Origin of the sequence: Pseudomonas sp. s4 (genome assembly GCF_046764235.1) — a bacterium.
GTDB lineage: Bacteria > Pseudomonadota > Gammaproteobacteria > Pseudomonadales > Pseudomonadaceae > Aquipseudomonas > Aquipseudomonas asiatica.
In genome coordinates this window covers 633,762-657,315 of record NZ_CP177209.1, presented here as the reverse complement: position 1 = coordinate 657,315, position 23,554 = coordinate 633,762, and the positions used below count along the sequence as shown (strand labels likewise).

At 63.7% G+C, this 23,554-nt stretch carries 28 protein-coding genes and 1 riboswitch; of the genes, 12 read left to right on the top strand and 16 right to left on the bottom strand.

The window, feature by feature from the left end:
• Nucleotides 1–180: 180 nt before the first annotated feature.
• The 4 genes from ACK56M_RS03075 to ACK56M_RS03060 are packed head-to-tail and all read left to right on the top strand — an operon-like array spanning nt 181 to nt 3,894.
• On the top strand, nt 181–1,950 hold the full coding sequence (locus tag ACK56M_RS03075) for a copper resistance system multicopper oxidase (protein WP_411959248.1): 1,770 nt from the start codon (nt 181–183) through the stop codon (nt 1,948–1,950).
• Nucleotides 1,951–1,964: 14 nt separating this feature from the next.
• Complete coding sequence (locus ACK56M_RS03070) at nt 1,965–2,270, top strand: hypothetical protein (protein ID WP_015268790.1); 306 nt, start codon at nt 1,965–1,967, stop codon at nt 2,268–2,270.
• Nucleotides 2,260–3,207, top strand: a complete 948-nt coding sequence (locus ACK56M_RS03065; protein ID WP_411959247.1) for a copper resistance protein B — start codon at nt 2,260–2,262, stop codon at nt 3,205–3,207. The genes ACK56M_RS03070 and ACK56M_RS03065 overlap by 11 nt, the downstream gene beginning before the upstream one ends.
• A gap of 9 nt (nt 3,208–3,216) precedes the next feature.
• Nucleotides 3,217–3,894, top strand: a complete 678-nt coding sequence (locus ACK56M_RS03060; protein ID WP_043935276.1) for a c-type cytochrome — start codon at nt 3,217–3,219, stop codon at nt 3,892–3,894.
• 394 nt (nt 3,895–4,288) lie between these two features.
• Here ACK56M_RS03060 and ACK56M_RS03055 read toward each other — a convergent pair whose 3' ends face one another.
• The 3 genes from ACK56M_RS03055 to ACK56M_RS03045 all read right to left on the bottom strand — a co-directional run bounded on the left by ACK56M_RS03055 (nt 4,289) and on the right by ACK56M_RS03045 (nt 6,421).
• The gene (locus ACK56M_RS03055; RefSeq protein ID WP_015268787.1) at nt 4,289–4,552 is read right to left on the bottom strand and encodes a DUF3077 domain-containing protein; all 264 of its coding nucleotides are present in this window, start codon (nt 4,550–4,552) and stop codon (nt 4,289–4,291) included.
• Between the two features lie 157 nt (nt 4,553–4,709).
• The gene (locus ACK56M_RS03050; protein WP_289805431.1) at nt 4,710–5,021 is read right to left on the bottom strand and encodes a hypothetical protein; all 312 of its coding nucleotides are present in this window, start codon (nt 5,019–5,021) and stop codon (nt 4,710–4,712) included.
• Between the two features lie 194 nt (nt 5,022–5,215).
• Entirely contained in the window at nt 5,216–6,421 is a 1,206-nt protein-coding gene (locus ACK56M_RS03045; protein ID WP_061303933.1) for an RtcB family protein, read from the bottom strand.
• A 91-nt stretch (nt 6,422–6,512) separates the two neighbouring features.
• A riboswitch (FMN riboswitch) is annotated at nt 6,513–6,654 on the top strand.
• An 80-nt stretch (nt 6,655–6,734) separates the two neighbouring features.
• Between ACK56M_RS03045 and ribB the strand changes: the two genes are divergently transcribed.
• The 5 genes from ribB to ACK56M_RS03020 all read left to right on the top strand — a co-directional run bounded on the left by ribB (nt 6,735) and on the right by ACK56M_RS03020 (nt 12,036).
• Nucleotides 6,735–7,385: a 3,4-dihydroxy-2-butanone-4-phosphate synthase gene (gene ribB / locus ACK56M_RS03040; RefSeq protein ID WP_061303931.1), complete on the top strand. Its 651-nt coding sequence runs from the start codon at nt 6,735–6,737 to the stop codon at nt 7,383–7,385.
• A 197-nt stretch (nt 7,386–7,582) separates the two neighbouring features.
• The gene (locus ACK56M_RS03035) at nt 7,583–7,825 is read left to right on the top strand and encodes an exodeoxyribonuclease VII small subunit (protein ID WP_003255380.1); all 243 of its coding nucleotides are present in this window, start codon (nt 7,583–7,585) and stop codon (nt 7,823–7,825) included.
• Entirely contained in the window at nt 7,822–8,709 is an 888-nt protein-coding gene (gene ispA, locus ACK56M_RS03030; protein ID WP_015268783.1) for a (2E,6E)-farnesyl diphosphate synthase, read from the top strand. Before ACK56M_RS03035 ends, ispA begins: the two co-directional genes overlap by 4 nt.
• A gap of 177 nt (nt 8,710–8,886) precedes the next feature.
• A complete protein-coding gene (gene dxs / locus ACK56M_RS03025) occupies nt 8,887–10,782 on the top strand; it encodes a 1-deoxy-D-xylulose-5-phosphate synthase (protein ID WP_024086183.1) in 1,896 nt (631 codons plus the stop codon).
• A gap of 282 nt (nt 10,783–11,064) precedes the next feature.
• Nucleotides 11,065–12,036 (top strand): IS110 family transposase, encoded by a 972-nt coding sequence (locus ACK56M_RS03020; protein WP_411959049.1) that lies wholly within the window; start codon nt 11,065–11,067, stop codon nt 12,034–12,036.
• Nucleotides 12,037–12,122: 86 nt separating this feature from the next.
• Here the strand turns inward: ACK56M_RS03020 and ACK56M_RS03015 are convergent, their stop codons facing one another.
• From ACK56M_RS03015 to nrdR, 12 genes are all read right to left on the bottom strand, one after another.
• Nucleotides 12,123–12,935 carry a cobalamin-binding protein gene (locus tag ACK56M_RS03015; protein WP_015268781.1) on the bottom strand — a complete coding sequence of 271 codons (813 nt, stop codon included), beginning with the start codon at nt 12,933–12,935 and terminating at the stop codon, nt 12,123–12,125.
• Nucleotides 12,935–13,354: a hypothetical protein gene (locus ACK56M_RS03010; RefSeq protein ID WP_015268780.1), complete on the bottom strand. Its 420-nt coding sequence runs from the start codon at nt 13,352–13,354 to the stop codon at nt 12,935–12,937. The genes ACK56M_RS03015 and ACK56M_RS03010 overlap by 1 nt, the downstream gene beginning before the upstream one ends.
• A complete protein-coding gene (ribA, locus tag ACK56M_RS03005; protein WP_015268779.1) occupies nt 13,351–13,968 on the bottom strand; it encodes a GTP cyclohydrolase II in 618 nt (205 codons plus the stop codon). Before ribA ends, ACK56M_RS03010 begins: the two co-directional genes overlap by 4 nt.
• 164 nt (nt 13,969–14,132) lie before the next feature.
• Complete coding sequence (locus ACK56M_RS03000; RefSeq protein WP_061303929.1) at nt 14,133–14,876, bottom strand: substrate-binding periplasmic protein; 744 nt, start codon at nt 14,874–14,876, stop codon at nt 14,133–14,135.
• Nucleotides 14,877–14,892: 16 nt separating this feature from the next.
• Nucleotides 14,893–15,396 carry a phosphatidylglycerophosphatase A gene (locus ACK56M_RS02995; protein ID WP_015268777.1) on the bottom strand — a complete coding sequence of 168 codons (504 nt, stop codon included), beginning with the start codon at nt 15,394–15,396 and terminating at the stop codon, nt 14,893–14,895.
• Nucleotides 15,393–16,361 (bottom strand): thiamine-phosphate kinase, encoded by a 969-nt coding sequence (gene thiL / locus ACK56M_RS02990; protein WP_015268776.1) that lies wholly within the window; start codon nt 16,359–16,361, stop codon nt 15,393–15,395. The genes ACK56M_RS02995 and thiL overlap by 4 nt, the downstream gene beginning before the upstream one ends.
• Nucleotides 16,362–16,379: 18 nt before the next feature.
• Nucleotides 16,380–16,880, bottom strand: a complete 501-nt coding sequence (nusB, locus tag ACK56M_RS02985) for a transcription antitermination factor NusB (RefSeq protein ID WP_013970674.1) — start codon at nt 16,878–16,880, stop codon at nt 16,380–16,382.
• The gene (gene ribE / locus ACK56M_RS02980) at nt 16,877–17,353 is read right to left on the bottom strand and encodes a 6,7-dimethyl-8-ribityllumazine synthase (RefSeq protein ID WP_003255395.1); all 477 of its coding nucleotides are present in this window, start codon (nt 17,351–17,353) and stop codon (nt 16,877–16,879) included. Before ribE ends, nusB begins: the two co-directional genes overlap by 4 nt.
• A 92-nt stretch (nt 17,354–17,445) precedes the next feature.
• On the bottom strand, nt 17,446–18,537 hold the full coding sequence (gene ribBA, locus ACK56M_RS02975; RefSeq protein ID WP_003259341.1) for a bifunctional 3,4-dihydroxy-2-butanone-4-phosphate synthase/GTP cyclohydrolase II: 1,092 nt from the start codon (nt 18,535–18,537) through the stop codon (nt 17,446–17,448).
• Nucleotides 18,538–18,555: 18 nt separating this feature from the next.
• Complete coding sequence (locus ACK56M_RS02970; RefSeq protein ID WP_003255399.1) at nt 18,556–19,221, bottom strand: riboflavin synthase; 666 nt, start codon at nt 19,219–19,221, stop codon at nt 18,556–18,558.
• A 42-nt stretch (nt 19,222–19,263) separates the two neighbouring features.
• Nucleotides 19,264–20,394 carry a bifunctional diaminohydroxyphosphoribosylaminopyrimidine deaminase/5-amino-6-(5-phosphoribosylamino)uracil reductase RibD gene (gene ribD / locus ACK56M_RS02965; protein WP_085721425.1) on the bottom strand — a complete coding sequence of 377 codons (1,131 nt, stop codon included), beginning with the start codon at nt 20,392–20,394 and terminating at the stop codon, nt 19,264–19,266.
• Between the two features lie 2 nt (nt 20,395–20,396).
• Nucleotides 20,397–20,861 carry a transcriptional regulator NrdR gene (gene nrdR / locus ACK56M_RS02960; protein ID WP_003255402.1) on the bottom strand — a complete coding sequence of 155 codons (465 nt, stop codon included), beginning with the start codon at nt 20,859–20,861 and terminating at the stop codon, nt 20,397–20,399.
• Between the two features lie 106 nt (nt 20,862–20,967).
• Between nrdR and ACK56M_RS02955 the strand changes: the two genes are divergently transcribed.
• Genes ACK56M_RS02955 through trxA form a run of 3 tightly spaced genes read left to right on the top strand, consistent with a single transcriptional unit; the run spans nt 20,968 to nt 22,996 of the window.
• Entirely contained in the window at nt 20,968–21,420 is a 453-nt protein-coding gene (locus ACK56M_RS02955) for a YbaY family lipoprotein (RefSeq protein WP_015268774.1), read from the top strand.
• Nucleotides 21,421–22,092 carry a class I SAM-dependent methyltransferase gene (locus tag ACK56M_RS02950; RefSeq protein WP_003259339.1) on the top strand — a complete coding sequence of 224 codons (672 nt, stop codon included), beginning with the start codon at nt 21,421–21,423 and terminating at the stop codon, nt 22,090–22,092.
• A 31-nt stretch (nt 22,093–22,123) separates the two neighbouring features.
• Nucleotides 22,124–22,996: a thioredoxin gene (trxA, locus tag ACK56M_RS02945; protein ID WP_013970670.1), complete on the top strand. Its 873-nt coding sequence runs from the start codon at nt 22,124–22,126 to the stop codon at nt 22,994–22,996.
• A gap of 131 nt (nt 22,997–23,127) precedes the next feature.
• Here the strand turns inward: trxA and ACK56M_RS02940 are convergent, their stop codons facing one another.
• Nucleotides 23,128–23,472 carry a hypothetical protein gene (locus ACK56M_RS02940; protein ID WP_043935270.1) on the bottom strand — a complete coding sequence of 115 codons (345 nt, stop codon included), beginning with the start codon at nt 23,470–23,472 and terminating at the stop codon, nt 23,128–23,130.
• Nucleotides 23,473–23,554: the final 82 nt, after the last annotated feature.

Sequence of the window (23,554 nt, the reverse complement as noted above, 5' to 3'; positions counted from 1 at the left end):
ATGCCATGCGCTTCGTCAGTCATACCCACCGCAAGCTGACAGAAAAGTAATCTGAAGCTCAGCCAGCTGACAGCGCAGGTCCGCTAGCGTGAAGGAAGATTGTGGGGCTTCTCGACCCACGGGCTGGGGCGTTCAACCGCCTGAACACCAGCAACTTTTCGACTGACTGGACGCAACGGCATGCAAAGCAAAACCACCAGACGCTCCTTCGTCAAAGGCCTTGCCGCTACCGGACTGCTTGGCGGGCTGGGCATGTGGCGCACGCCGGTCTGGGCCGTGACCAGCCCCGGCCAACCGAATGTGCTGAGCGGCACCGACTTCGACCTCTACATCGGTGAGCTGCCGGTCAACATTACCGGCGCTGCGCGCACAGCGATGGCCATCAACGGCTCCATTCCCGGGCCCATCCTGCGCTGGCGCGAAGGCGATACCGTGACGCTGCGTGTGCGCAACCGCTTGCAGCAGGACACCTCCATCCACTGGCACGGCATCATCCTGCCGGCGAACATGGACGGCGTGCCGGGCCTGAGCTTCCATGGCATCGCCCCCGACGGCATGTATGAGTACAAGTTCAAGGTCCAGCAGAACGGCACCTACTGGTACCACAGCCACTCCGGTTTCCAGGAGCAGGTCGGGGTGTATGGCGCCCTGGTCATCGACGCGAAAGAGCCTGAGCCGTTCACCTATGACCGGGACTACGTGGTCATGCTCAGCGACTGGACGGATGAAGACCCTGCACGGGTGCTGTCCAAGCTCAAGAAGCAGTCCGACTACTACAACTACCACAAGCGCACGGTGGGCGATTTCGTCAACGATGTGAGCGAAATGGGCTGGTCCGCCGCGGTATCCGACCGCAAGATGTGGGCCGAGATGAAAATGAGCCCCACCGATCTCGCTGACGTGAGCGGCTACACCTACACCTACCTGATGAACGGCCAGGCCCCCGACGGTAACTGGACGGGCGTGTTCAAGCCGGGCGAAAAAATCCGCCTGCGCTTCATCAATGGCTCGGCCATGACGTATTTCGATGTGCGAATTCCCGGCTTGAAGATGACGGTTGTCGCGGCGGACGGGCAGCATGTAAAGCCCGTTTCGGTCGACGAGTTCCGCATTGCCGTTGCCGAAACCTACGATGTCATCGTCGAACCCGAAAGCGAGCAGGCTTACACCATTTTCGCCCAATCCATGGACCGTACCGGGTATTCCAGGGGCACCCTGGCGGTTCGCGAGGGCTTGCAGGCCCCTGTTCCCGCTGTCGATCCACGGCCGACCATTTCCATGAGCGATATGGGCATGGACCATGGCGGTATGGGCGGCATGGATCACGGCAGCATGGCCGGCATGGACCACGATGACATGGCAGGCATGGACCACGGCAGCATGGCCGGCATGGACCATGGCGAAATGGCTGGCACCAGCGCGCCCATGCAGAGCCACCCAGAGTCCGAGACCAACAACCCCCTGGTCGACATGCAAACGATGACCCCGACGCCAAAACTGGGCGATCCGGGCATCGGCCTGCGTGACAACGGCCGCCGTGTGCTGACCTATGCCGACCTGCGCAGCACCTTCCCGGACCCGGACGGCCGCGCGCCTGGTCGCACAATAGAGTTGCACCTAACCGGCCACATGGAAAAGTTCGCCTGGTCCTTCGACGGCATCAAGTTTTCCGATGCCGAGCCACTGCGCCTCAAGTATGGTGAGCGCCTGCGCATCACCCTGGTCAACGACACCATGATGACTCACCCCATCCACCTGCATGGCATGTGGAGCGACCTGGAGGATGAGAACGGCAACTTCATGGTGCGCAAACACACGATCGACATGCCGCCTGGCTCAAAACGAAGCTATCGCGTCACGGCAGATGCCTTGGGGCGTTGGGCCTATCACTGTCACCTGCTGTTCCACATGGAAATGGGCATGTTCCGCGAAGTCCGCGTGGACGAATGAACTGGAGATCCGAGATGAGCAAACCAATGAAACGAAGCGCGTTTTTTCTCTCTGCTGCGATAGCCGGCCTGTTTGCAGTTTATGCCCCATCATCCTGGTCCGACGGCAACGATCAGCAGTCTGCCGATGCCAAGGAAGCCAGGAGTGCCCAAGGCATGGACCATGGCGCCATGAAAGGGATGGATCACAGCTCGATGAAAGGTATGAACCATGACGCCATGAAGGGTATGGACCATGGTTCGATGCAGGGCATGGACCACGGCAAGATGATGGAATCCCATGGCAGTAACAAAGCCAAGGCAGGGAAAGATGCTCAATAGCCTGGCACGACCATCGCTGCTGGCACTGACCGTTACGCTGGGGGCGCTGGGTGCTGCGCCCAGCTTCGCCGCTGAAGAAATGGACCATTCGATGATGGACCACGGCGAGATGGATCATGGCAGCATGCAGGGCATGGACCATGGCGCGATGAATCATGGAGCTATGAATCATGACGCTATGGACCATTCGACAATGAACCAAGGCTCGGCGGATACACCGACAACAAGCCGTACCCCGATCCCGGTGCTGACCGATGCCGACCGCCAGGCAGCCTTCCCCCCATTGGGTGGGCATCAGATGCACGACAGTGCTATCAACAGCTTCTTCCTGCTGGATCAGCTCGAGTACCAGGATGCGGATGAAGGCAGCACGCTGGCCTGGGATGCTTCTGGCTGGGTAGGCGGCGATATCAACCGGCTGTGGATCCGCTCCGAAGGTGAACGCACCAACGGTGTCACCGAGGATGCCGAATTGCAGCTGCTGTACGGCCGCTCGATCAGCCCATGGTGGGATGTGGTTGCCGGGGTGCGCCAGGACTTCAAGCCTGAATCCCCCCAGACCTGGGCGGCGTTCGGTATCCAGGGCATGGCGCTTTACGACTTCGAAGCCGAAGCCACCGCGTTCATTGGCGAGAACGGCCAGACTGCCGCGCGCCTGGAAGGCGACTACGACATTCTGCTGACCAACCGCCTGATCCTGCAGCCGACCGCTGAAGCCAATTTCTATGGCAAGAACGACCCTGGGCGCGGTGTGGGTTCCGGCCTGGCAAATACCGAAGTCGGGCTGCGCCTGCGCTATGAAATTGTCCGCCAGTTCGCCCCCTACATCGGCATCACCTGGAGCCGCTCCTACGGCAAAACCGCCGATTTCGTCCGCGACGACGGTGGTGATGTGGATGAAGCGCGTTTCGTGGCCGGTATCCGCATGTGGTTTTGAGAACCAGACATGAAAAGAACAATAACAACGCTTGTTGCAGCAGGCGCGGTGGCCAGCGTGGCCGTGCTGGGTGCTGCGTACTCTGGCCTGGTCAATGTGGGGGCCGATGATCCCCATTTCCCCGCCGTGCATGCCTTTCTGGCCATGGCACGGGACCGCTCGATCGCAGTACGGGCCAGGGACATCGAGGTGCCAGACCTGAAAGATGAAGCGCTGATTCGTACCGGCGCCGGTAACTACAATGCCATGTGCATCGGCTGCCACCTTGCCCCTGGCGTCGAGAAGACCGAGCTCAGCCAGGCTCTGTATCCATCACCCCCCAACCTGACCAAAAGCGGGATCGGTAGCGACCCCGCTGCGGCGTTCTGGATCATCAAGCACGGCATCAAGGCCTCCGGCATGCCGGCCTGGGGCAAGAGCATGGGCGATGAATACATCTGGGGCATCGTCGCCTTCCTGGATCAGCTACCCCAGTTGAACGCCCAGCAGTACAAAACGATGGTCGCGGCCAGTGGCGGCCACCAGCATGGTGGTGGCGAAAGTGAAATGCACAACCATGAAGGCCAGCACCGCGGCAACGTGCCTGGCCACCATGGTGAGCAGGCCTCGGGCGCAAGCCAGCATGATGAGGGGCATTCAAAGGCCCATACTCATCGCGATGGCAAGCAGCACATGCATAAAGACTGAAGGCAGGTTACGCAGCACGCGATCCGCCGGGTCCAGCGGGCCAGCAGGTGTATACCGACAGGTTTGCAGCGCCTATGAGACCGAGCGCCGCCCGCGCGGCGCTTCGCGGGGCAAGCCCGCTCCCACATTTGTTGCAACGTGGCCATGTCTGTGAGGCCATGGTTGTCAGCCTTGGCGCACGACTCAAGATAGGTGGGGCGGCAGCAGCGCCAACGGGGAGATATCGCCAGTCCAACAAAGCGGGCAACCATGGCCTGACAGGTTTGGCACGTTGCAACAAATGTGGGAGCGGGCTTGCCCCGCGAAGCGCCGCGCGGGCGGCGCTCGGTCTCATAGGCGCTGAAATTGCTAAGGCGAACACCTTGCGGCCTTCACACAACCTGAAGGCAAACGCTCACTGCCCCATGCCCAGCTCGGCATCATCCATCAGCGCCTTGGCCATCGCACTCAGGTAGTGCGCAGCCCAGATCATCATCGGCTTCTCATCCATCAGGCCGGTGATGGTCAGTTCGCGGACATAGCCCATCAACTCTGAGGACTGCTCGCGGGCATCGCGGCAGGGGATGCCGGGCTCGATGCGGAACAGTGGATGGGTGCCGTGTTCGCCTTGGTAGAAGGTGGTTTTGCCGACGGTGAACTGGGTGTCTTCTGTGGTCATTGTTGAATCCCCCTGAAATTTCTCGAGTGCCTGGGCCGGCCCTTTCGCGGGTGAACCCGCGCCCACAGGAGCTGTGCAAGTCTTGAAGCTTGTAATGAACCTGTGGGAGCGGGTTTACCCGCGAAGAGGCCCGCCCAGACAACACATCACTCAAGCCTCAGTGCAAAGTCCGAGTCTCAATGGCCTGATGCACAACGGTCGCAGCGCACAGCGCATAGTCCGTGGCCTGGATCAGGGTGTCTTCAAGGGAATGAATATCGTGGGGTGGATCGGGGACAATCTTAAGCATGGTGACACTCTCTATAGGTTGGCTAGAGCTGCCACTCATGACTTGCAGTGTGATGGGTGGCAGCCACGTACGGGTCTGCAAGACCGGCAGAGAGCAAAATCCGGCAGGTTCGAAAACCTCCCGTACGCAGCCACCATTAAGCGCGCGCAATGGCATGCCATTGGCATCGGTGATCGGCATTTTGCTCTGGACAGGCTTGCAGGCCCGGTCGCTGATTTGGCAACGACAGGGCCACACTAGGCCGCCAGGAACACCACCGCAATGGCTCAAGGGCGCTAGGAAGCTATTTCAGAAATGGCCTACGCGCAACGGGAAAAATCTGATTATCAGAAGTCATACCACGGCTCGAATGAAGGGATATCTCGGTAAACCCGTCAGCCCTTCACACACACCACCTGCCGCAAGGTGTGCACCACCTCCACCAAGTCCTGCTGCGCGCGCATCACCGCATCGATGTCCTTGTAGGCCATGGGGATCTCGTCGATCACCTCCTTGTCCTTGCGGCATTCCACATGCGCCGTGGCCCGCCGCTGGTCTTCCACGGTGAAGCGGCTCTTGGCCTTGGTCCGGCTCATCACCCGGCCGGCACCATGGCTGCAGGAACAGAAAGACTCCTCGTTGCCCAGCCCTCGCACGATGAAGCTCTTGGCCCCCATCGAGCCGGGAATGATGCCCAACTGCCCTTTCTGCGCCGACACCGCCCCCTTGCGCGTCACCAGCACCTCTCGGCCAAAATGCTGCTCGCGCTGCACATAGTTATGGTGGCAGTTCACCGCTTCCAGGCTGGCCTCGAACGGTTTGCCCAGCGCCTTGCGAGCCGCACCGACCACCGCCAGCATCATCAGTTCGCGGTTCTGCCTGGCGTAGTCCTGCGCCCACTCCACCGCTTCGACGTAGTCGGCGAAATGGCGGCTGCCTTCCTCGAAATACGCCAGGTCCTTGTCCGGCAGGTTGGCCAGGTGCTGGCGCATGTCGGCCTGGGCCAGTTCGATGAACAGGTTGCCGATGGCATTGCCCACGCCCCGGGAGCCGCTGTGCAGCATGAACCAGACGCGGTCGGCCTCGTCCAGGCACACCTCGATGAAGTGGTTGCCGCCGCCCAGCGTCCCCAGGTGATGGCGGTTATTGGTCTTCTCCAGCCGCGGGTACTTGTCGGTGATGGCCTTGAAGCGCCCGGCCAACCGCCCCCAGGCCTTGTCAGCCTGGGCCGGCACATCGGCCCAGGCGCCCTGGTCGCGTTTGCCGAAGGTCTTGCCATGCGGCACGGCGTGCTCGATGGCATTGCGCAGGCCATGCAGGTTATCCGGCAAGTCGCGGGCGTGCAGCGACGTGCGCGCGGCGATCATTCCGCAGCCGATATCCACACCCACCGCGGCGGGGATGATCGCGCCAACCGTGGGGATCACACTGCCGATGGTCGAGCCCTTGCCCAGATGCACGTCCGGCATCACAGCCAGGTGCTTGAAGATGAACGGCATCCTGGCCGTGTTGAGCAGTTGCTTGCGGGCGTCGTCTTCCACCGGTACGCCGTCGGTCCACAACTTGACCGGCTTGCCGCCGGCGACCTGAAGAATGTCCATGGGGCTGTTCCTCGAATGCATAGCCGAATGATACCGCCAAAGGTCGTAGAGCCGTCGGTTGCCAGCGAGGTGGCAATGTGCTGTATGCTTGGCGGGTCTTCAGGGCGGGGTGAAAGTCCCCACCGGCGGTAAATCGAAAGATGAGCCCGCGAGCGCCCCGGCCATGTCGGGGGTCAGCAGATCTGGTGAGACTCCAGAGCCGACGGTCATAGTCCGGATGAAAGAAGGCGTCAGGCAGGGGCCATCCGGGCGCCCCTGCGCGCGCATTTTGTTCGCCCCGAGACGTTCATCGATCATTCACGAGGAGCGTTTCATGTCCACCACGCACCACCCGCAATTCCCCAATGTCAGCGCCGCCATCGCCGCCTTCCGGGCCGGGCGCCCTGTGCTGCTGCTCGACGACGACGACCGCGAGGACGAAGCGGACATCATCGCCGCCGCCGAGAACATCTCGCTGCAGACCATGGCCATGATGATTCGCGATTGCAGCGGCATCGTCTGCCTGTGCCTGGACGAGGCCACCGTCGACGAACTGCAACTGGCACCCATGGTGCAGAACAACCAGGCACGCCATGGCACCGGCTTTACCGTCACCATCGAGGCGGCGGAAGGCATTACCACCGGGGTGTCCGCCCAGGACCGCATCACCACCATTGGCGCGGCATTGCGCTCTACTGCGGAGCAGCGCCATATCGTCAGCCCGGGGCATGTATTCCCGCTGCGCGCCCGCAATGGCGGGGTGCTGACCCGCCGTGGCCACACCGAAGGCTCGGTGGACCTGGCACGCCTGGCCGGGTTGCGCCCGGCGGCAGTGCTGTGCGAACTGATGAACCCCGATGGCACGATGGCCCGTGGCGAGCAAGTGGCGGTGTATGCGCGGCAATACAATCTGCCGGTGCTGACCATCGAGGAACTGGCGCGGTACCGTGAGGCCATGCTGGAGCTGGAAGCAGAGCCAGCCTGACAGGCCACCTTGGGGCCATTCGCGGGCTTGCCCGCTCCCACAGGTGCACTACAGGTCTTGAAGACTGTGATGTACCTGTGGGAGCGGGCAAGCCCGCGAAAGGGCCCTTGAAACCAACAGCGTTGCCCCTGAAGTTTGCTCCCCCCGCCCCGCTCTGCTAGTGTCGCGCCGTTCTGAATGCCACCGAGACAGTCGCCATGGCCCGCAAAAAAGCCTCCCTCGATTTCGAGCAATCCCTCGCAGACCTGCAAGCACTGGTCGAGCGCCTGGAGAACGGCGAGTTGTCGCTGGAAGAGTCGCTGGCCGCCTTCGAGCAAGGCATCGCCCTGACCCGCGATTGCCAGGGTGCCCTGGCCCAGGCCGAACAGAAGGTGCAGATCCTGCTGGAACGCGATGGCGAACTGGCTGCCCAGCCCTTCGACGCGGAGCCGGAAGCATGATCGGCACCTACCAGGCCAGCTGCCAGGCGCGGGTCGACGCCGCCCTCGAACCGTTGTTCGTCGCCCCGACCAAGGAACTCGAACGCCTTTACGCCGCCATGCGCTACAGCGTGATGAACGGTGGCAAACGCGTTCGTCCGCTGCTGGCCTACGCGGCCTGCGAAGCCTTGGGCGCCCCGGCCGAACACGCCAACGGCGCAGCCTGTGCGGTGGAACTGATCCACGCGTACTCGCTGGTGCATGACGACCTGCCGGCCATGGATGACGACGACCTGCGCCGCGGCCAGCCGACCACCCACAAAGCCTTCGATGAAGCCTGCGCGATCCTCGCCGGCGACGGTTTGCAGAGCCTGGCCTTCAGCGCCCTGCTCGACCCGCGCCTGAGCCCGCAAGACGACAGCATTCGCCTGGCTATGGTCCAGGCCCTGGCCAAGGCTGCCGGCCCGGCAGGCATGGTCGGTGGCCAGGCCATCGACCTGGGCTCGGTGGGCCTGAAGCTGGACCAGCAGGCGCTGGAGTTCATGCACCGGCACAAGACCGGTGCGCTGATCGAAGCCAGCGTGCGCCTCGGCGCCCTGGCCAGCGCCCGCGCCGAGCAGGCGCAACTGGATGCCCTGCAGACATATGCACAGGCGATAGGCCTGGCCTTCCAGGTGCAGGACGACATTCTCGACGTGGAAAGCGATACCGCCACCCTGGGCAAACGACAAGGGGCCGATATCGCCCGTGACAAACCGACCTACCCGGCGCTGCTGGGCCTGGAAGCGGCCAAGGCCTATGCGATCGAACTGCGCGACCAGGCGCTGGTCGCACTGCAAGGGTTCGGCGAAAAGGCCGAACCGCTGCGGGCGTTGGCGCGTTACATCGTCGAACGCCGCAATTAAGCAACGACACCAATCCCTGTGGGAGCGGGTTTACCCGCGAATGCGATGTTGAGTTTACCGCCGCATTCGCGGGTGAACCCGCTCCCACAGGGGCCGCGTAACCCGTGGTTGAATGGGCAGTATTTCCTACAATGGGGTAAACTGCCGCGTCTTCACACACCTATAACGACTCGCCTGATGCCCACGACGTTTCAAGAGATCCCCCGCGAACGCCCGGTCACGCCGTTGCTCGACCGCGCTGACACGCCTGCCGGCCTGCGCCGGCTGGCCGAAGCCGACCTGGAGACCCTGGCCGACGAACTGCGCCAGGAACTGCTCTACACCGTGGGTCAGACCGGTGGGCATTTTGGTGCCGGCCTGGGCGTCATCGAGCTGACCATCGCCCTGCACTATGTCTTCGACACCCCCGACGACCGGCTGGTGTGGGACGTGGGGCACCAGGCCTACCCGCACAAGATCCTCACCGGGCGCCGTAACCGCATGCTCAGCCTGCGCCAGAAGGACGGCATCGCCGCCTTCCCGCGCCGCAGCGAGAGCGAGTACGACACCTTCGGCGTCGGCCACTCCAGCACCTCGATCAGCGCTGCACTGGGCATGGCCATTGCCGCCCGCCTGCAGAACAGCGACCGCAAGTCGATCGCGGTGATCGGTGACGGCGCGCTGACCGCCGGCATGGCCTTCGAGGCGTTGAACCACGCCCAGGAAGTCAACGCCGACATGCTGGTGATCCTCAACGACAACGACATGTCGATTTCGCGCAATGTCGGCGGCCTGTCCAACTACCTGGCCAAGATCCTCTCCAGCCGCACCTACGCGAGCATGCGCGAAGGCAGCAAGAAAGTGCTGTCGCGCCTGCCAGGCGCTTGGGAAATCGCCCGCCGCACCGAGGAGTACGCCAAGGGCATGCTGGTGCCGGGCACGCTGTTCGAAGAACTGGGCTGGAACTACATCGGCCCGATCGACGGCCACGACCTGCCGACCATGATAGCCACCCTGCGGAATATGCGTGACCTCAAGGGCCCGCAGTTCCTGCACGTGGTGACCAAGAAGGGCAAGGGCTTCGCCCCGGCCGAGATCGACCCGATCGGCTACCACGCCATCACCAAGCTGGAGCCGGCCGACAAACCCGCCGCACCGAAGAAAGCCAGCGGCCCGAAATACTCCGCGGTGTTCGGCCAGTGGCTGTGCGACATGGCTGCCGCCGACAACCGCCTGGTGGGCATCACCCCGGCGATGAAGGAAGGCTCCGACCTGGTCGAGTTCAGCGAGCGCTACCCGGAGCGTTACTTCGACGTGGCGATCGCCGAGCAACATGCCGTGACCCTGGCGGCCGGCATGGCCTGCGAGGGCAGCAAGCCGGTGGTGGCGATCTACTCCACCTTCCTGCAGCGCGCCTACGACCAGCTGATCCACGACGTGGCGGTACAGAATCTTGACGTGCTGTTCGCCATCGACCGCGCCGGCCTGGTCGGCGAAGACGGCCCGACCCACGCGGGCAGCTACGATCTGTCATACCTGCGCTGCATCCCGGGCATGCTGGTGATGACCCCAAGCGACGAAAACGAGCTGCGCAAGATGCTCAGCACCGGCCACCTGTACAACGGCCCGGCGGCTGTGCGCTACCCGCGTGGCACCGGCCCGAACGCGCCGATCAGCGGTGACCTGGAGCCGCTGGAAATCGGCAAGGGCGTGGTCCGTCGCCAGGGCGAGAAAGTCGCCTTGCTGGTGTTCGGCGTGCAACTGGCCGAGGCCATGCAGGTGGCCGAGCAGATCAACGCTACCGTTGTGGACATGCGTTTCGTCAAACCGCTGGACGAGGCGCTGGTGCTGGAACTGGCCGCAAGCCATGAGCTGCTGGTGACCATCGAAGAAAACGCCATCATGGGCGGTGCCGGTGCGGCTGTGGGTGAGTTCCTGGCCAGCCAGGCGATCGTGAAACCGCTGCTGCACCTGGGGTTGCCGGACATCTATGTCGAGCATGCCAAGCCGGCGCAGATGCTGGCTGAGTGCGGGCTGGATGCGGCTGGGATCGAGGCTTCGGTGAAGGCTCGGATGGCCAGGCTCGGGCTTTGAGATTTTGGGGCCGCTTTGCGGCCCATCGCGACACAAGGCCGCTCCTTGTATCTCGACTTTCGCCTCCCAAGAAGCGAAAGTTCTCGACTGATCATCGAGGGAAGGTCTTGAAGCGGAGCCGCTCCAAGGGCATCGAGCCCGCACTGTAGATAACGCTCTGGCCTTTCAACCCCACTCGACGAGTTCGAACGGTATCTAGTGCCCGCCCCCGGCGTGAGCACGCATTAACAAGGTTGAACTGAGTGTAGGGTGATCGACTTTCGTAGTTTGAAGGAGAAGATCATGTCCGCCTTTGTTGGCGTTGATGTCGCCAAAAAATCTTTCGACATTGCCACCCCACTTCCCAACGGCAAGACGCGCACCAAAGCCAAGCTGTCCAATGATCCTGGAGGGTTCAAGCAGTTCAGCGATTGGCTTGAGCGCCATGCCGAACCAGGCGCCTGGATCGTTATGGAGGCCACAGGCACCTATCACGAAGCGTTAGCCGAGCACTGTCACAACCAAGGTTATCGGGTGTGTATTCTGAACCCGGCGGTGATCGCGAAATTCGCTGACGTGGAGCTTCGGCGCGTCAAAACCGATAAAGCTGACGCCAAAGTCATTGCTGCTTATGGCCAGCAGAAGGCGGCCTCGCTTCGCCAGTGGGAGCCGGAGCCACCTGCACAGCGCCGTTTGCGTGCTCTGGTGCGGCGACTGGACGACCTCAAGGAAATGCGCCAGATGGAGCAGAATCGTTTGGATGTCGCACAGGATGCGGTGCAGCAGTCGATTCAAGACGTCATCGGGCACATCACCGAAGAACTGGAAAAGACCAGGAAGGCCATCGAACAGACGATCGATGATGATCCAGACCTGCGCAAGCGACGTGATCTGATTACTTCGATAGATGGTTTGGGTGACACCACTGCTACGTTGCTGCTCGCCGAACTGGGCGATCCACTGAAATACCAAAGCTCTTCTGCGATCGTCGCGTTCTCAGGCCTGAACCCGGTAGTGCAGCAATCGGGAGAGTTCATAGGTCAGAGCACTATCTCGCGTACAGGCGCCTCAAGGCTGCGGGCGGGCTTGTGGATGTCAGGCACTGTCTCGATCAGGTACAACCCTGTCGTGAAGGCACTGGCAGAGCGGTTGAACAGCCGACACAAAGCCTATAAACAGATCGTTTGCGCGGCGATGCGCAAGCTGCTGCACCTGGTTTATGGGGTGGTGAAGTCGGGGATACCGTTTGACCCCAAAATCCCTCTTGCAGGGTGAGGGTCAAGACGGTATCTACAGGGGCCGCGCAGTTCTTTGTAGGAGCGGCCTTGCGTCGCGATCGAGGGCGCAGCCCTCGCAAAAGCTTACTTGGACGCCGGCGCGTTAGCCTCGAGCAACGCACACAAACGCGCCGTAGCTTCGATCATCTGCCCACTAGGCCGCTCCAGGCCTTTGTCTGGCACCACCAGTAAACGATCATCGGCAACCGCACGCAGTTGCGGCCAGGCCTTCCAACTCTCCAGCTGCGCCTGATCACCCGCCAGAATGACCTGTGGGTTGCGCAGCAGCACAGACTCCACATTTACCTGCGGCGCCGCCTGGGTGAGATCGGCGAAGACATTACGCGCGCCGCAAACGGCCAGGGCATCGCTGACCACCTGCCGGCCACCGAGCGTGTACAGCGGTCGGTCCCAGACCTGGTAGAACACCTGCAAGGGCTCGTCCCGTCGATACTGCTGGCGCAGCTGCCGCAGCCGGTCACGCAGGGCCTGGGCATACCGATGGCCCTGTTCGGCACGGCCGATTCGTTCGGCGATGGCTTCGATCTGCTCGATCAGCTGGTCGATGTCATGGGGTTCTGCGCTATACGTTGCGATACCCAGGCGCTTGAGCTGGTCGCGTTGGGCCGGCGGCACGCTGCCCGGCCACAGCAGCAACAGGTCGGGGCGCAGGCTGAGCAGGCGTTCGAGGTCCAGTTGCCCCTGGCGCCCCACCGAGGGCAACTCGCGCAGCGCCGCCGGCCGTTCGCCACCGTCGAGCACACCGACCAGCAGGTCATCGGCCTGCAGTTCGAGCATGATCTCGCTCATCGACGGGGCCAGGCTGACCACTCGCAGGGGTTCGGCGGGCAGTGCGGAGCAGACGAGCAGCGCCAGCAGGCCGGGCAGCAGGCGCATCAGCCGAGCTGGCGTGGAATACGATAGAGGTAGAGCACCACTGCGGTGGACAACGCCAGCAGGATCTGCGGCACCGCCTCGAGGCCGACCAGCACCGACAAAGCGGCGACCCAGGCCGGGAAGCAGGCATACAACATAGCCAGGCGCCGCACCCGCGCCAGTTCGATCCAGGCGGCGGGCTCTTCTCCAGTGCCGAGCACCTTGGAAGTGGCGATGAGGGCGCGCTTGTAGGCACTAAAGCGCGGCAGGCTGAGGAACATGGTCGCCGCGCCGGCAATGAACAGTGGCATGGCCAGCACCGAGGCCAGCGCATCACCGCCACCGAAGGCCCAGGCCATCACTGGCAGCGGCACCAGGCCCACCGCCAGGTATTGCCACCAGGCCAGCGCCAAGCGCCGCTTGACCTCGGCGCGGGTCACGCCTGAGGCACCTCGCCCTGGTGCTCGTTACCCAGCATGTGGCCCAGCTTGCCGGCCTTGGTTGCCAGGTAGTAGCGGTTGTGCGGGTTGTGCCCGGTGTGCAGCGGTACGCGCTCGGCGACGACGATGCTCATGTCGGTCAGGGCTTTGACCTTGCGCGGGTTGTTGGTCATCAGGCGCAACGACTTCACGCCCAGGTGCTCCAGCATCGGCAGGCACATGGCGTAGTCGCGCTGGTCGGCGGCGAAGCCCAGGCGCTCGTTGGCCTCGACGGTATCGGCGCCACCGTCCTGCAGCTCGTAGGCGCGAATCTTGTTCAGCAGGCCGATGCCACGGCCTTCCTGGCGCAGGTACAGCAGCACGCCACGGCCTTCACGGGCGATGGCCTGCAGCGCGGCTTCCAGCTGCGAGCCGCAGTCGCAGCGCTGGCTGAACAGGGCATCGCCGGTCAGGCACTCGGAGTGCAGGCGCCCCAGCACCGGCTGGCCGTCCGCGATGTCACCCAGGCTGAGCACCACGTGCTCACGGCCAGTGGCTTCGTCGAGGAAGCCATGCATGGTGAAGGTCGCGAAGGGAGTCGGGAGTTTAGAGGCGGCAACAAAGACGACGGGCACGTTGTGCTCCTGGAATAAGTTTAAATTTCTCGTGGGCCGATTGTATCAGCAGGTTGGGGGATGTGGGCTGGCTGAATACCGTGGGGTAAGATCGAAAAGTTCGATGCTTAGCAAAGGTCTGTACTCAATCCTGTGGGAGCGGGCATGCCCATGAAACGGGGCGCTCAATGTGGTTTGCTATCCGGGCTGAACGGATACGGCTGCTGCCAGTGCTCGAAGATCGGCTTCAGCTCACCACTGCGCACCAGCTCGGTCATGCGCTTGTCGAACAGGTCGCGCAGGGCCTTGGCCTGGTCGCTGCGGGCAAAGGCCAGGTACAGCGGCAGTTCGGCCACATGGGTGCGGCGGAAGCGCTCGGGCTGGGAGGTCTGGCCGAGCACATTGTCGATCTCGGTCAGCGCATCGATGTAGAAGTCCACACGGTCATGCTCGAGCATCGGCAGGATGCCTTCGCGGCGCTGGACTTCGCGGAAGTCATGCACATCGGGCAGATAGCTACCGAAGTCGTAGCCACGCACCCAGGCCAAGCGGTAGCGACCTATGGTCTGCCGAGTAGGCACTGGCTTGCTGACCAACCCTAGCGCGTAGATGTGGTCCATGTCGAAGTGCCAGCGCGGATACAGGTTGTCGTCGTTCTCTTCCTTGTACGAGCCTACCCAGGCGTCAGCCTCGCCACGCTTCACCAGCCCGACCGCACGGCTGTAGGGCGCGCTCTGGGTCACTACCTTGACCCCGGCCGGCTCGAACACCTTGCGCAGCACGTCCCAGGCTACCCCGGTACCGTCGGCGTTGGTGTAGTCGAGCCACTCTTCGCTGACCAGGTGGATCTGCTTCGGCACACCCTCGGCAGCCGCCGCCCACGGGGCAAGGCTCAGCAGCATTGCCAGCAGCACGGTCCTCATGGCCATTCACACGCTCCCTGTATCAGGCAACCGCCCAAACCAGAACCTGCATCCCCAGCCAGGCAAACACGCCAGCCAGGATATCGTCGAGCATGATGCCAACGCCCCCATGCACATGGCGGTCGACCCAGCGGATCGGCCACGGCTTGAGAATGTCGAAGAAGCGGAACATCAGGAACCCCGCCAGCAGCCACTGCCAGCCTTCCGGCACCAGCCAGAGGGTTATCCACATGCCGACGATCTCGTCCCAGACAATGCCTTCATGGTCGTGCACGCGCAAGTCATTGGCGACCTTACCGCATAGCCAGAAGCCGAACAGCATGCTCACGCCCAGCAACAGCCAGTAGCCCCAGTCGGGCAGCATCTGCCACATCGGGATGAACGGTATGGCCACCAGCGAGCCCCAGGTGCCCGGCGCCTTTGGCAAGGTGCCAGAACCGAAACCGAAGGCGATGAAGTGCCACGGGTTGCGCCAGACCGAAGGCGGAACAAACTCCGCAGGCACCTGGTTGGGGTGATCGGTCACGGTGTCTCCCTAAAATGTTGATAGCCGCGTTGCCGCGGGGTGATGTCCTGGCCCTGCCGGTCGCGCAGGCTCACACCCTGCCCTTCGAGCACCCGCCCGATGACGTGGAATGCCGCCAGGCCTTGTGCCTGCAGGGATGAAAGCTCGGCTGGCGGCAAGGTGAACGCCAGCACGTAGTCATCGCCACCGGTCAGCGCCGCATGTACGGCCGCCTCGGCGCCGAGCAAGCCCTGCAGGGCGGATGACACCGGCACCTGCTCCAGGTTCACTTCGAGCGCCACGCGGGAGCCCTTGGCGATATGCCCGCAGTCGGCCAGCAGGCCGTCGGAAATATCCAGTGCCGAAGTTGCACGCCCGCGCAGCAACTGGCCCAGGGCGAACTGCGGCGACGGCGACCAGTAATGGTCGAGCAACGGTTGCGCCAGCGCGGCATCGGCCTGGCGCTGGCCCAGCACCAGCGGCAAAGCCCCTGCCGCGTTACCCAACTCGCCCCCGACGCAAAGCAGGTCGCCCGGGCGAGCGCCATCACGGCGCAACGCCTGCCCCACCGGAACCCGGCCGAACACGGTCATGGTGATACTCAGGGGGCCGCGAGTGGTGTCGCCACCGATAAGGCTTAGCTGGCAGTGGCCGGCCATGCGGTTGAGGCCGCTGGCGTAGGCTTGCAGCCAGTCGGCGCTGACCTCGGGCAAGGTCAGGGCAAGGGTGAAGCCGATGGGGGTGGCGCCCATGGCAGCCAGGTCGCTGGCCGCCACGGCCAGCGAGCGCTGGCCGAGCAACCAAGGGTCGCACAGAGCCGGAAAATGCACCCCGGCAACCAGGGTGTCGGTGGACACCGCCAGTTGCTCGCCGGCAGGAAGGCCCAGCAAGGCGCAGTCGTCACCAATGCCAAGGGCCACGCCTTCACCGCCTTGCGCACAGGGCGCGGCGGCGAAGTAATGGCTGATCAGCTCGAACTCACCCATGGTCCGCAAGCGCCAGGATCAGCGCTTGTTCGCCTTTACTTCTGCTTCGCGCAGGTTCGGGGCCAGCTTGTCCAGCACACCGTTGACGAACTTGTGGCCATCGGTGGCACCGAAGACCTTGGCCAGCTCGACACCTTCGTTGATCACCACGCGGTACGGTACGTCGACGCGTTTGATGAACTCCCAGGTAGACAGACGCAGCACGGCCAGCTCGACCGGGTCGAGCTCTTCCAGTGCCAAGTCCAGGCATGGCTTCAGGGCGCTGTCGATTTCGCTCTTGATCGCCGGGACCCCATGCAGGATCTCGCGGAAATAAGCGCCGTCGACATCGGAGAAATCGTTATCGACCCGGAACTGCGCTTCGATCTCGTTCAGCGAATGCTGCGCCATGTGCCACTGGTACAGTGCCTGGGTCGCGAGCTTGCGGGCTTCGCGGCGCTTGGCACTCTTCGATGGCTTGCCGGCATCCGCAGGTTTTGGATCGCGCGGGTTGAAACGATCGCTTTCGTCGCTAATCACTTGGCCTCCAACTGCGCCAGCAGGCTGACCATTTCCAGAGCGGACAGGGCAGCTTCAGCACCTTTGTTGCCGGCCTTGGTGCCGGAACGCTCGATGGCCTGCTCGATGGAGTCGACGGTCAGTACGCCGAAGGCCACCGGAACACCGAACTCCATGGACACCTGGGCCAGGCCCTTGGTGCATTCGCCCGCCACGTATTCGAAGTGCGGGGTACCACCACGGATCACTGCGCCCAGGGCGATGATCGCGTCGTAGGCGCCTTGCTGGGCGACCTTCTGTGCCACCAGCGGGATTTCGAATGCACCCGGGGCACGGATGATGGTGATGTCGCTTTCGCTGACACCGTGGCGTACCAGGGCATCAACGGCACCGCTTACCAGGCTTTCGACGACGAAGCTGTTGAAGCGGCCAACCACCAAAGCATAGCGACCTTTGGGGGCGATGAAGGTACCTTCGATGGTCTTCAGGGTCATTCCGATATTCTCATCTTCAAGAGCGAGGCCGCATGCTGGCGGCCTCGACAGGGGTATGGACTCGAGCTGGAGGGCGTCACTGCCGCCTCAAGTCACTCGGAGGGCACGTATTCTACAACTTCCAGATCGAATCCGGATATCGCGTTGAACTTCATCGGCGAACTCATCAGGCGCATCTTGCGCACACCGAGGTCGCGCAGGATCTGCGAACCTGCACCCACGGTGCTGTAGGTGGTCGGTGCCTTGACTGGTGCATCGCCAGCGCTTTCGCGGATGTGCGCCAGCAGCACGTCGCCGTCCAGCGGGTGCCCCAGCAGCAATACCACGCCGCTGCCGGCCTCGGCCACGGCAGCCATGGCGGCGCGCAGGCTCCAGCGGCCCGGTTGCTTGACCAGCAGCAGGTCGCGCAGCGGGTCCATGTTGTGTACGCGGACCAGGGTCGGCTCTTCGGCGCAGATCTTGCCCAGGGTCAAGGCCATGTGCACGTCACCTTCCACCGCGTCGCGGTAGGTGACCAGGTTGAACTCACCCAGCTCGCTCTCGACCGGTTGCTCGGAGACGCGCTGCACGGTGCGCTCGTGGATCATGCGGTAGTGGATCAGGTCGGCGATGGTGCCGATCTTCAGGCCGTGCTCGGCGGCAAACACTTCCAGTTCGGCGCGGCGCGACATGGTGCCGTCGTCGTTCATCACTTCGCAGATCACGCCACTTGGCTCGAAACCGGCCATGCGTGCCAGGTCGCATGCGGCCTCGGTGTGGCCGGCACGGGCCAAGGTACCGCCAGGCTGGGCCATCAGCGGGAAGATGTGGCCAGGGCTGACGATATCTTCGGCCTTGGCGTCCTTGGCAGCGGCCGCCTGCACGGTACGTGCGCGGTCAGCGGCGGAGATGCCGGTGGTGACACCTTCGGCGGCTTCGATCGACACGGTGAACTTGGTGCCGAAGCCCGAGCCGTTGCGCGGCGCCATCAGCGGCAGCTTCAGGGTCTCGCAGCGCTCGCGGGTCATCGGCATGCAGATCAGGCCGCGGGCGTGCTTGGCCATGAAGTTGATGTGCTCAGGCAGGCAGCACTCGGCCGCCATGATGATGTCGCCTTCGTTCTCGCGGTCTTCGTCATCCATGAGGATGACCATTTTGCCCTGGCGGATGTCTTCGACCAGTTCTTCGATGCTGTTGAGCGCCACGCGGCACCCCCTTCTCAATCAGGATTTCAAGAAGCCGTTGGCGGCCAGGAAGCTTTCGGTAATGCCACTGCCCTTGCTCGGTTCGGCAGCCTTGTCACCCAGCAGCAGACGCTCCAGGTAACGGGCCAGCAGGTCGACCTCAAGGTTTACCCGACGCCCTGCACGGTAGTCGGCCATGATGGTTTCGGACAGGGTGTGCGGGACAATGGTCAGCTCGAACTCGGCGCCATTGACCTCGTTGACCGTCAGGCTGGTGCCGTCGACGGTGATCGAACCCTTGTGGGCGATGTACTTGGCCAGTTCCTTCGGTGCACGCACGCGGAACTGGATGGCGCGGGCGTTATCGCTGCGCGAGATGATTTCGCCGACCCCGTCGACGTGGCCGCTGACCAGGTGCCCGCCCAGCCGGGTAGTGGGAGTCAGGGCTTTTTCCAGGTTGACCTTGCTGCCGCTCTTGAGGTCGATGAAGGCGGTGCGCTTGAGGGTTTCGACGCTGACGTCGGCCCAGAAGCCGTCGCCCGGCAGTTCGACGGCGGTCAGGCACACGCCGTTGACGGCGATGCTGTCGCCGAGTTTGACGTCACCCAGGTCGAGCTTGCCGGTTTCGACGTATACGCGCACGTCGCCACCCTTGGGGGTCAGGCTGCGGATGGTGCCGATGGATTCGATGATGCCGGTGAACATGGGGTCTTCCTCAAAAACGTTTTGCGCAGGGCAAGCCAGGCATTATACGCGGGGTGCCGGCAGGGGGATGGCCGTGACCCGCCAGTCATCGCCCACTGCGCGCATTTCGGTAATTTTCAGCCGCGGCGCTTCGCTCATCTTGTCCAGTGGCCAGTCCAACAGCGGACGGGCCTGGGAACCGAGGAAAGTGCCGGCGACGAACAGCTGGTACTCGTCGATCAGGCCTTGCCGGGCGAAGGCGCCGACCAGGCCGGCACCGGCTTCCAGCAGGACTTCGTTGATGCCGCGGGCCGCCAGGGCCTGCAGCAACGCCGACAGGTCTACCTGGCCATTGTCACCCGGCAAGCTGAGCAGTTCGTGGCCGGCAGCGGCATAGCGCGGGTCATCTGCGACAGCGGTCACCACCAGCGCCGGGCCAGCCTGGAAAAACGGCGCATCCAGCGGCAGGCGCAGGTGGCCATCGATCAGCACTCGCAGCGGTGTGCGGCTGAGAGCCAGGGCAGTGGTTTCGGCATCCAGGCCCAGCTCGGCGCCGCGCACGGTCATCCGCGCGTTGTCGGCCAACACGCTGGTGGCGCTGGTCAGTACCACGCTGGAGCGGGCACGCAGGCGCTGCACCGCCGAGCGGGCGGCCGGGCCAGTGATCCACTGGCTTTCGCCACTGGCCATGGCGGTGCGGCCATCCAGGCTCATGGCCAGCTTGGCGCGAACGAACGGCAGACCGTGCTCCATACGCTTGAGGAAACCGGGGTTGAGTGCGCGGGCCTCGGCCTCGAGCACGCCGCTGGCCACTTCGATACCGGCCTCGGCCAGGCGCCGCAGGCCCTGCCCCGCCACTTGCGGGTTGGGGTCCTGCATGGCGGCTACCACCCGTGCCACGCCTGCCTTGACCAGCGCTTCAGCGCACGGTGGCGTGCGGCCATGATGGCTGCACGGCTCAAGGGTGACATAGGCACAGGCGCCACGGGCACGCTCACCGGCCTGGCGCAGGGCATGCACTTCGGCATGCGGCTCGCCGGCGCGCACATGCCAGCCTTCGCCGACCACCTCGCCATCGCGCACGATCACGCAGCCTACGCGCGGGTTCGGGTGGGTGGTGTACAGGCCCTTGCGCGCCAGCTCCAGCGCGCGGGCCATGTAGTGGGCGTCGAGGATGGCAGCTTGGCTGGGCATGGTCACTCTTTAGCCGGCTCGCGAGCCAGGCGGTCGATTTCTTCGCGGAACTCGTCGAGGTCCTGGAAGCGGCGGTAAACCGAGGCAAAACGGATATAGGCCACTTCGTCGAGCTTGCGCAGCTCGGCCATGACCATCTCACCCACTACCAGCGATTTGACTTCACGCTCGCCGGTGGCACGCAGGCGGCTCTTGATATGCGCCAGCGCAGCTTCCAGGCGCTCGACGCTGACCGGGCGTTTTTCCAGTGCCCGCTGCATGCCGGCGCGCAGCTTTTCTTCGTCGAAGGGTTGGCGCGTGCCGTCCTGCTTGATCAGCCGGGGCAGCACCAGCTCGGCGGTTTCGAAGGTGGTGAAGCGCTCGCCGCAGGCGACGCATTCACGGCGGCGGCGCACCTGCTCGCCCTCAGCGACGAGACGAGAGTCGATTACCTTGGTGTCGTTGGCACCGCAAAAGGGACAGTGCATGGTGGCAGGCAACAAAAAAAGGGAGGGCCATGGTAGCGCATCCCACTGGCAAGACAAGCCAAAGGGGTTAACATCCATGGGAAATCTACCCGTGAAGGACTACCCCATGCACTACCGAGCGCTCGTCGTGCTGTGCTGCGCCGCCCTGCTCGCTGCCTGCGGCAGCGACAGGCCGAAGCCCGACACCCCTCCGGCACCCACGCCAGCCCGCACGGCCAAGCCGGCCACAGTACTGGGCCCGCTGCCGGCCTACCAGCGCGAGCTGAGCGGCACCTTGCTGGAAATCCCCGCCGGTGCCGACGTGGAGCTGGCCTTGCTGGTCATCGACGAACGCGACCGCCCACAACGCTTGCTGGCCAGCAGCAACCTGACCGGCACCGGCCAGGCCCTGCCCTACCAACTGCGCTTCAACCCCGAGGCCTTCCCCGCTGGTGCCCGGGTCGAGCTGCGCGGCCGCGCCAGCAGCTCTGGCCAGCTGATCATGCACCTGCCGCCGGTGCGCATTACCCAGGCCCAGACCCAGGCCACCGGTCCGCTGCGTTTCGAGAAGGCGCCGTAAGTGGCGCCAGTCTCCCTACAACAGCCCCTGCAACAAGCCCTCAGCGGCCTGATCGGCGAAGCGCGTCTTGTCGTCAGCGAGCTACCCGGCTGCGACCTCAAGCTGTGGCTGATCGACGACCAGAACATGGACCGCGCCTTCAGTAGCGAGGAGACTCGGCGCATTCTTGAAGATCCGCCCTACTGGAGCTTCTGTTGGGCCAGCGGCCTGGCCATGGCCCGTTATCTGGCCGAGCACCCGGAATGGGTAGCCGGCAAGCGCGTGCTGGATTTTGGCGCCGGCTCCGGTATCGCCGGTATTGCCGCCGCCCGCGCCGGTGCGCTGGAAGTGGTGGCCTGCGACCTCGACCCGTTGGCACTCGATGCCTGCCGCGCGAATGCCGCGCTGAACGGGGTGGAACTGGGTTACAGCAGCGATTTCTTCGCCGAAGACGATCGCTTCGACCTGATCCTGGTTGCTGACGTGCTGTACGACCGCGCCAACCTGCCGCTGCTGGATGCCTTCCTCGGCCGCGGGCGCCAGGCGCTGGTGGCCGACTCGCGGGTACGCGACTTCAGCCACCCGCTGTACCAGCAGCTGGGTGTGCTGGAAGCGCTGACCCTGCCGGACCTGGCCGAGCCGCACGAATTCCGCCGGGTCAGCCTGTACCACGCCAGCCGCGACACCTTATAGTGGTGTTATCCACGAGTTTGCGAGAGTCGCGATGACCCAAGACACGCCTTACATTTTCGACGCTACCGATGCCACCTTCCAGCAACTGGTTATCGAGAACTCCTTCCACAAACCGGTGCTGGTGGATTTCTGGGCCGAGTGGTGTGCGCCGTGCAAGGCACTGATGCCGCTGCTGGCGAAGATCACCGAGGGTTACCAGGGCGAGTTGCTGCTGGCCAAGATCAACTGTGACGTGGAGCAACAGGTAGTTGCCCAGTTCGGCATCCGCAGCCTGCCGACCGTGGTGCTGTTCAAGGACGGCCAGCCGGTGGACGGTTTTGCCGGTGCGCAGCCGGAATCGGCGATCCGCGCCATGCTCGAGCCGCACGTGCAACTGCCTGCCGCGCCCACCGCCTCGCCGCTGGAGCAGGCCAAGGGACTGTTTGCCGAAAGCCGTTTTGCCGAGGCCGAAGCGCTGTTGCAGGCGCTGCTGGGTGAGGACAACAGCAATGCCGAGGCACTGATCCTGTATGCCCGTTGCCTGGCCGAGCGCGGGGAGCTGGGTGAGGCCCAGGTGGTGCTGGATGCGGTCAAGACTGACGAGCACAAAGCTGCACTGGCCGGTGCCAAGGCACAACTGACCTTCCTGCGCCAGGCCGCCAGTCTGCCGGAAGTGGCTGACCTGAAAAGCCGCTTGGCGCAGAACCCGCAGGATGATGAAGCGGCTTATCAGCTGAGCGTGCAGCAGTTGGCGCGCCAGCAGTATGAAGCGGCGCTGGAAGGGTTGTTGAAGCTGTTCCAGCGTAACCGTGGTTATGAGAACGGGCTGCCGCAGAAGGCGTTGCTGCAGGTGTTCGAGCTGCTGGGCGGTGATCACCCGCTGGTCGGCGTGTATCGTCGCAAGTTGTCGGCGGCGATGTTCTGACAATGCCGGGGCCGCTTTGCGGCCCATTCGCAGCACAAGGCTGCTCCTACACCACGTGTTGCGCAGTCCCTGTAGGAGCAGCCTTGTGCTGCGAATGGGCTGCAAAGCAGCCCCCAAAATCCTGAAAGCCTTCACCCAACCCAGTGATACACCGGCGCGTCCACGCCACTTTCCACCTTGACTTCACTGCTATGCCGCAAGCGCACCAGCAGCCGCTTACCCGCCGCCGTACTTCCCGCCAGCCCTTCGAGCCGATCCAGCAATTCCGGCCCGCTCATCTGCCCCGCCAGGCGCAACACCTCACGCGCCGCAGTCCATTGCCCGTCATCCTGACGCGTTGTCGCCACGGTTTCGGTTGCTGCGGTCTGCGCCACTGCGGGCAATTCGATCTGCCGCCCCAGTTGTGCCCACTCTTCAGGCGCCAGCTCGATGGTCAGGTCCACAGGCCAATCACCAATCTGTCCACGAATTCTCATGCTGCATTCCCTGAACCCAAGTCTAATGCCGCCATCCTACCCCAACATGAAACCTGCGCCACGCAGGCTGGCAGCACGGGGA

Coding starts and splice junctions, on each gene's coding strand:
- ribB (WP_061303931.1), top strand. CDS start 6,735: ATGTCCACCACGCACCACCCGCAATTCCCCAATGTCAGCGCCGCCATC.
- ACK56M_RS03065 (WP_411959247.1), top strand. CDS start 2,260: ATGCTCAATAGCCTGGCACGACCATCGCTGCTGGCACTGACCGTTACG.
- ACK56M_RS02970 (WP_003255399.1), bottom strand. CDS start 19,221: ATGTTCACCGGCATCATCGAATCCATCGGCACCATCCGCAGCCTGACC.
- ACK56M_RS03035 (WP_003255380.1), top strand. CDS start 7,583: ATGGCCCGCAAAAAAGCCTCCCTCGATTTCGAGCAATCCCTCGCAGAC.
- ACK56M_RS03015 (WP_015268781.1), bottom strand. CDS start 12,935: ATGCGCCTGCTGCCCGGCCTGCTGGCGCTGCTCGTCTGCTCCGCACTG.
- ACK56M_RS03070 (WP_015268790.1), top strand. CDS start 1,965: ATGAGCAAACCAATGAAACGAAGCGCGTTTTTTCTCTCTGCTGCGATA.
- ACK56M_RS03055 (WP_015268787.1), bottom strand. CDS start 4,552: ATGACCACAGAAGACACCCAGTTCACCGTCGGCAAAACCACCTTCTAC.
- ACK56M_RS03075 (WP_411959248.1), top strand. CDS start 181: ATGCAAAGCAAAACCACCAGACGCTCCTTCGTCAAAGGCCTTGCCGCT.
- trxA (WP_013970670.1), top strand. CDS start 22,124: ATGACCCAAGACACGCCTTACATTTTCGACGCTACCGATGCCACCTTC.
- ribD (WP_085721425.1), bottom strand. CDS start 20,394: ATGCCCAGCCAAGCTGCCATCCTCGACGCCCACTACATGGCCCGCGCG.
- ACK56M_RS03045 (WP_061303933.1), bottom strand. CDS start 6,421: ATGGACATTCTTCAGGTCGCCGGCGGCAAGCCGGTCAAGTTGTGGACC.
- ACK56M_RS03020 (WP_411959049.1), top strand. CDS start 11,065: ATGTCCGCCTTTGTTGGCGTTGATGTCGCCAAAAAATCTTTCGACATT.
- dxs (WP_024086183.1), top strand. CDS start 8,887: ATGCCCACGACGTTTCAAGAGATCCCCCGCGAACGCCCGGTCACGCCG.
- nrdR (WP_003255402.1), bottom strand. CDS start 20,861: ATGCACTGTCCCTTTTGCGGTGCCAACGACACCAAGGTAATCGACTCT.
- ACK56M_RS02955 (WP_015268774.1), top strand. CDS start 20,968: ATGCACTACCGAGCGCTCGTCGTGCTGTGCTGCGCCGCCCTGCTCGCT.
- thiL (WP_015268776.1), bottom strand. CDS start 16,361: ATGGGTGAGTTCGAGCTGATCAGCCATTACTTCGCCGCCGCGCCCTGT.
- ACK56M_RS02940 (WP_043935270.1), bottom strand. CDS start 23,472: ATGAGAATTCGTGGACAGATTGGTGATTGGCCTGTGGACCTGACCATC.
- ribE (WP_003255395.1), bottom strand. CDS start 17,353: ATGACCCTGAAGACCATCGAAGGTACCTTCATCGCCCCCAAAGGTCGC.
- ACK56M_RS03050 (WP_289805431.1), bottom strand. CDS start 5,021: ATGCCGATCACCGATGCCAATGGCATGCCATTGCGCGCGCTTAATGGT.
- ACK56M_RS03000 (WP_061303929.1), bottom strand. CDS start 14,876: ATGGCCATGAGGACCGTGCTGCTGGCAATGCTGCTGAGCCTTGCCCCG.
- ACK56M_RS03060 (WP_043935276.1), top strand. CDS start 3,217: ATGAAAAGAACAATAACAACGCTTGTTGCAGCAGGCGCGGTGGCCAGC.
- ispA (WP_015268783.1), top strand. CDS start 7,822: ATGATCGGCACCTACCAGGCCAGCTGCCAGGCGCGGGTCGACGCCGCC.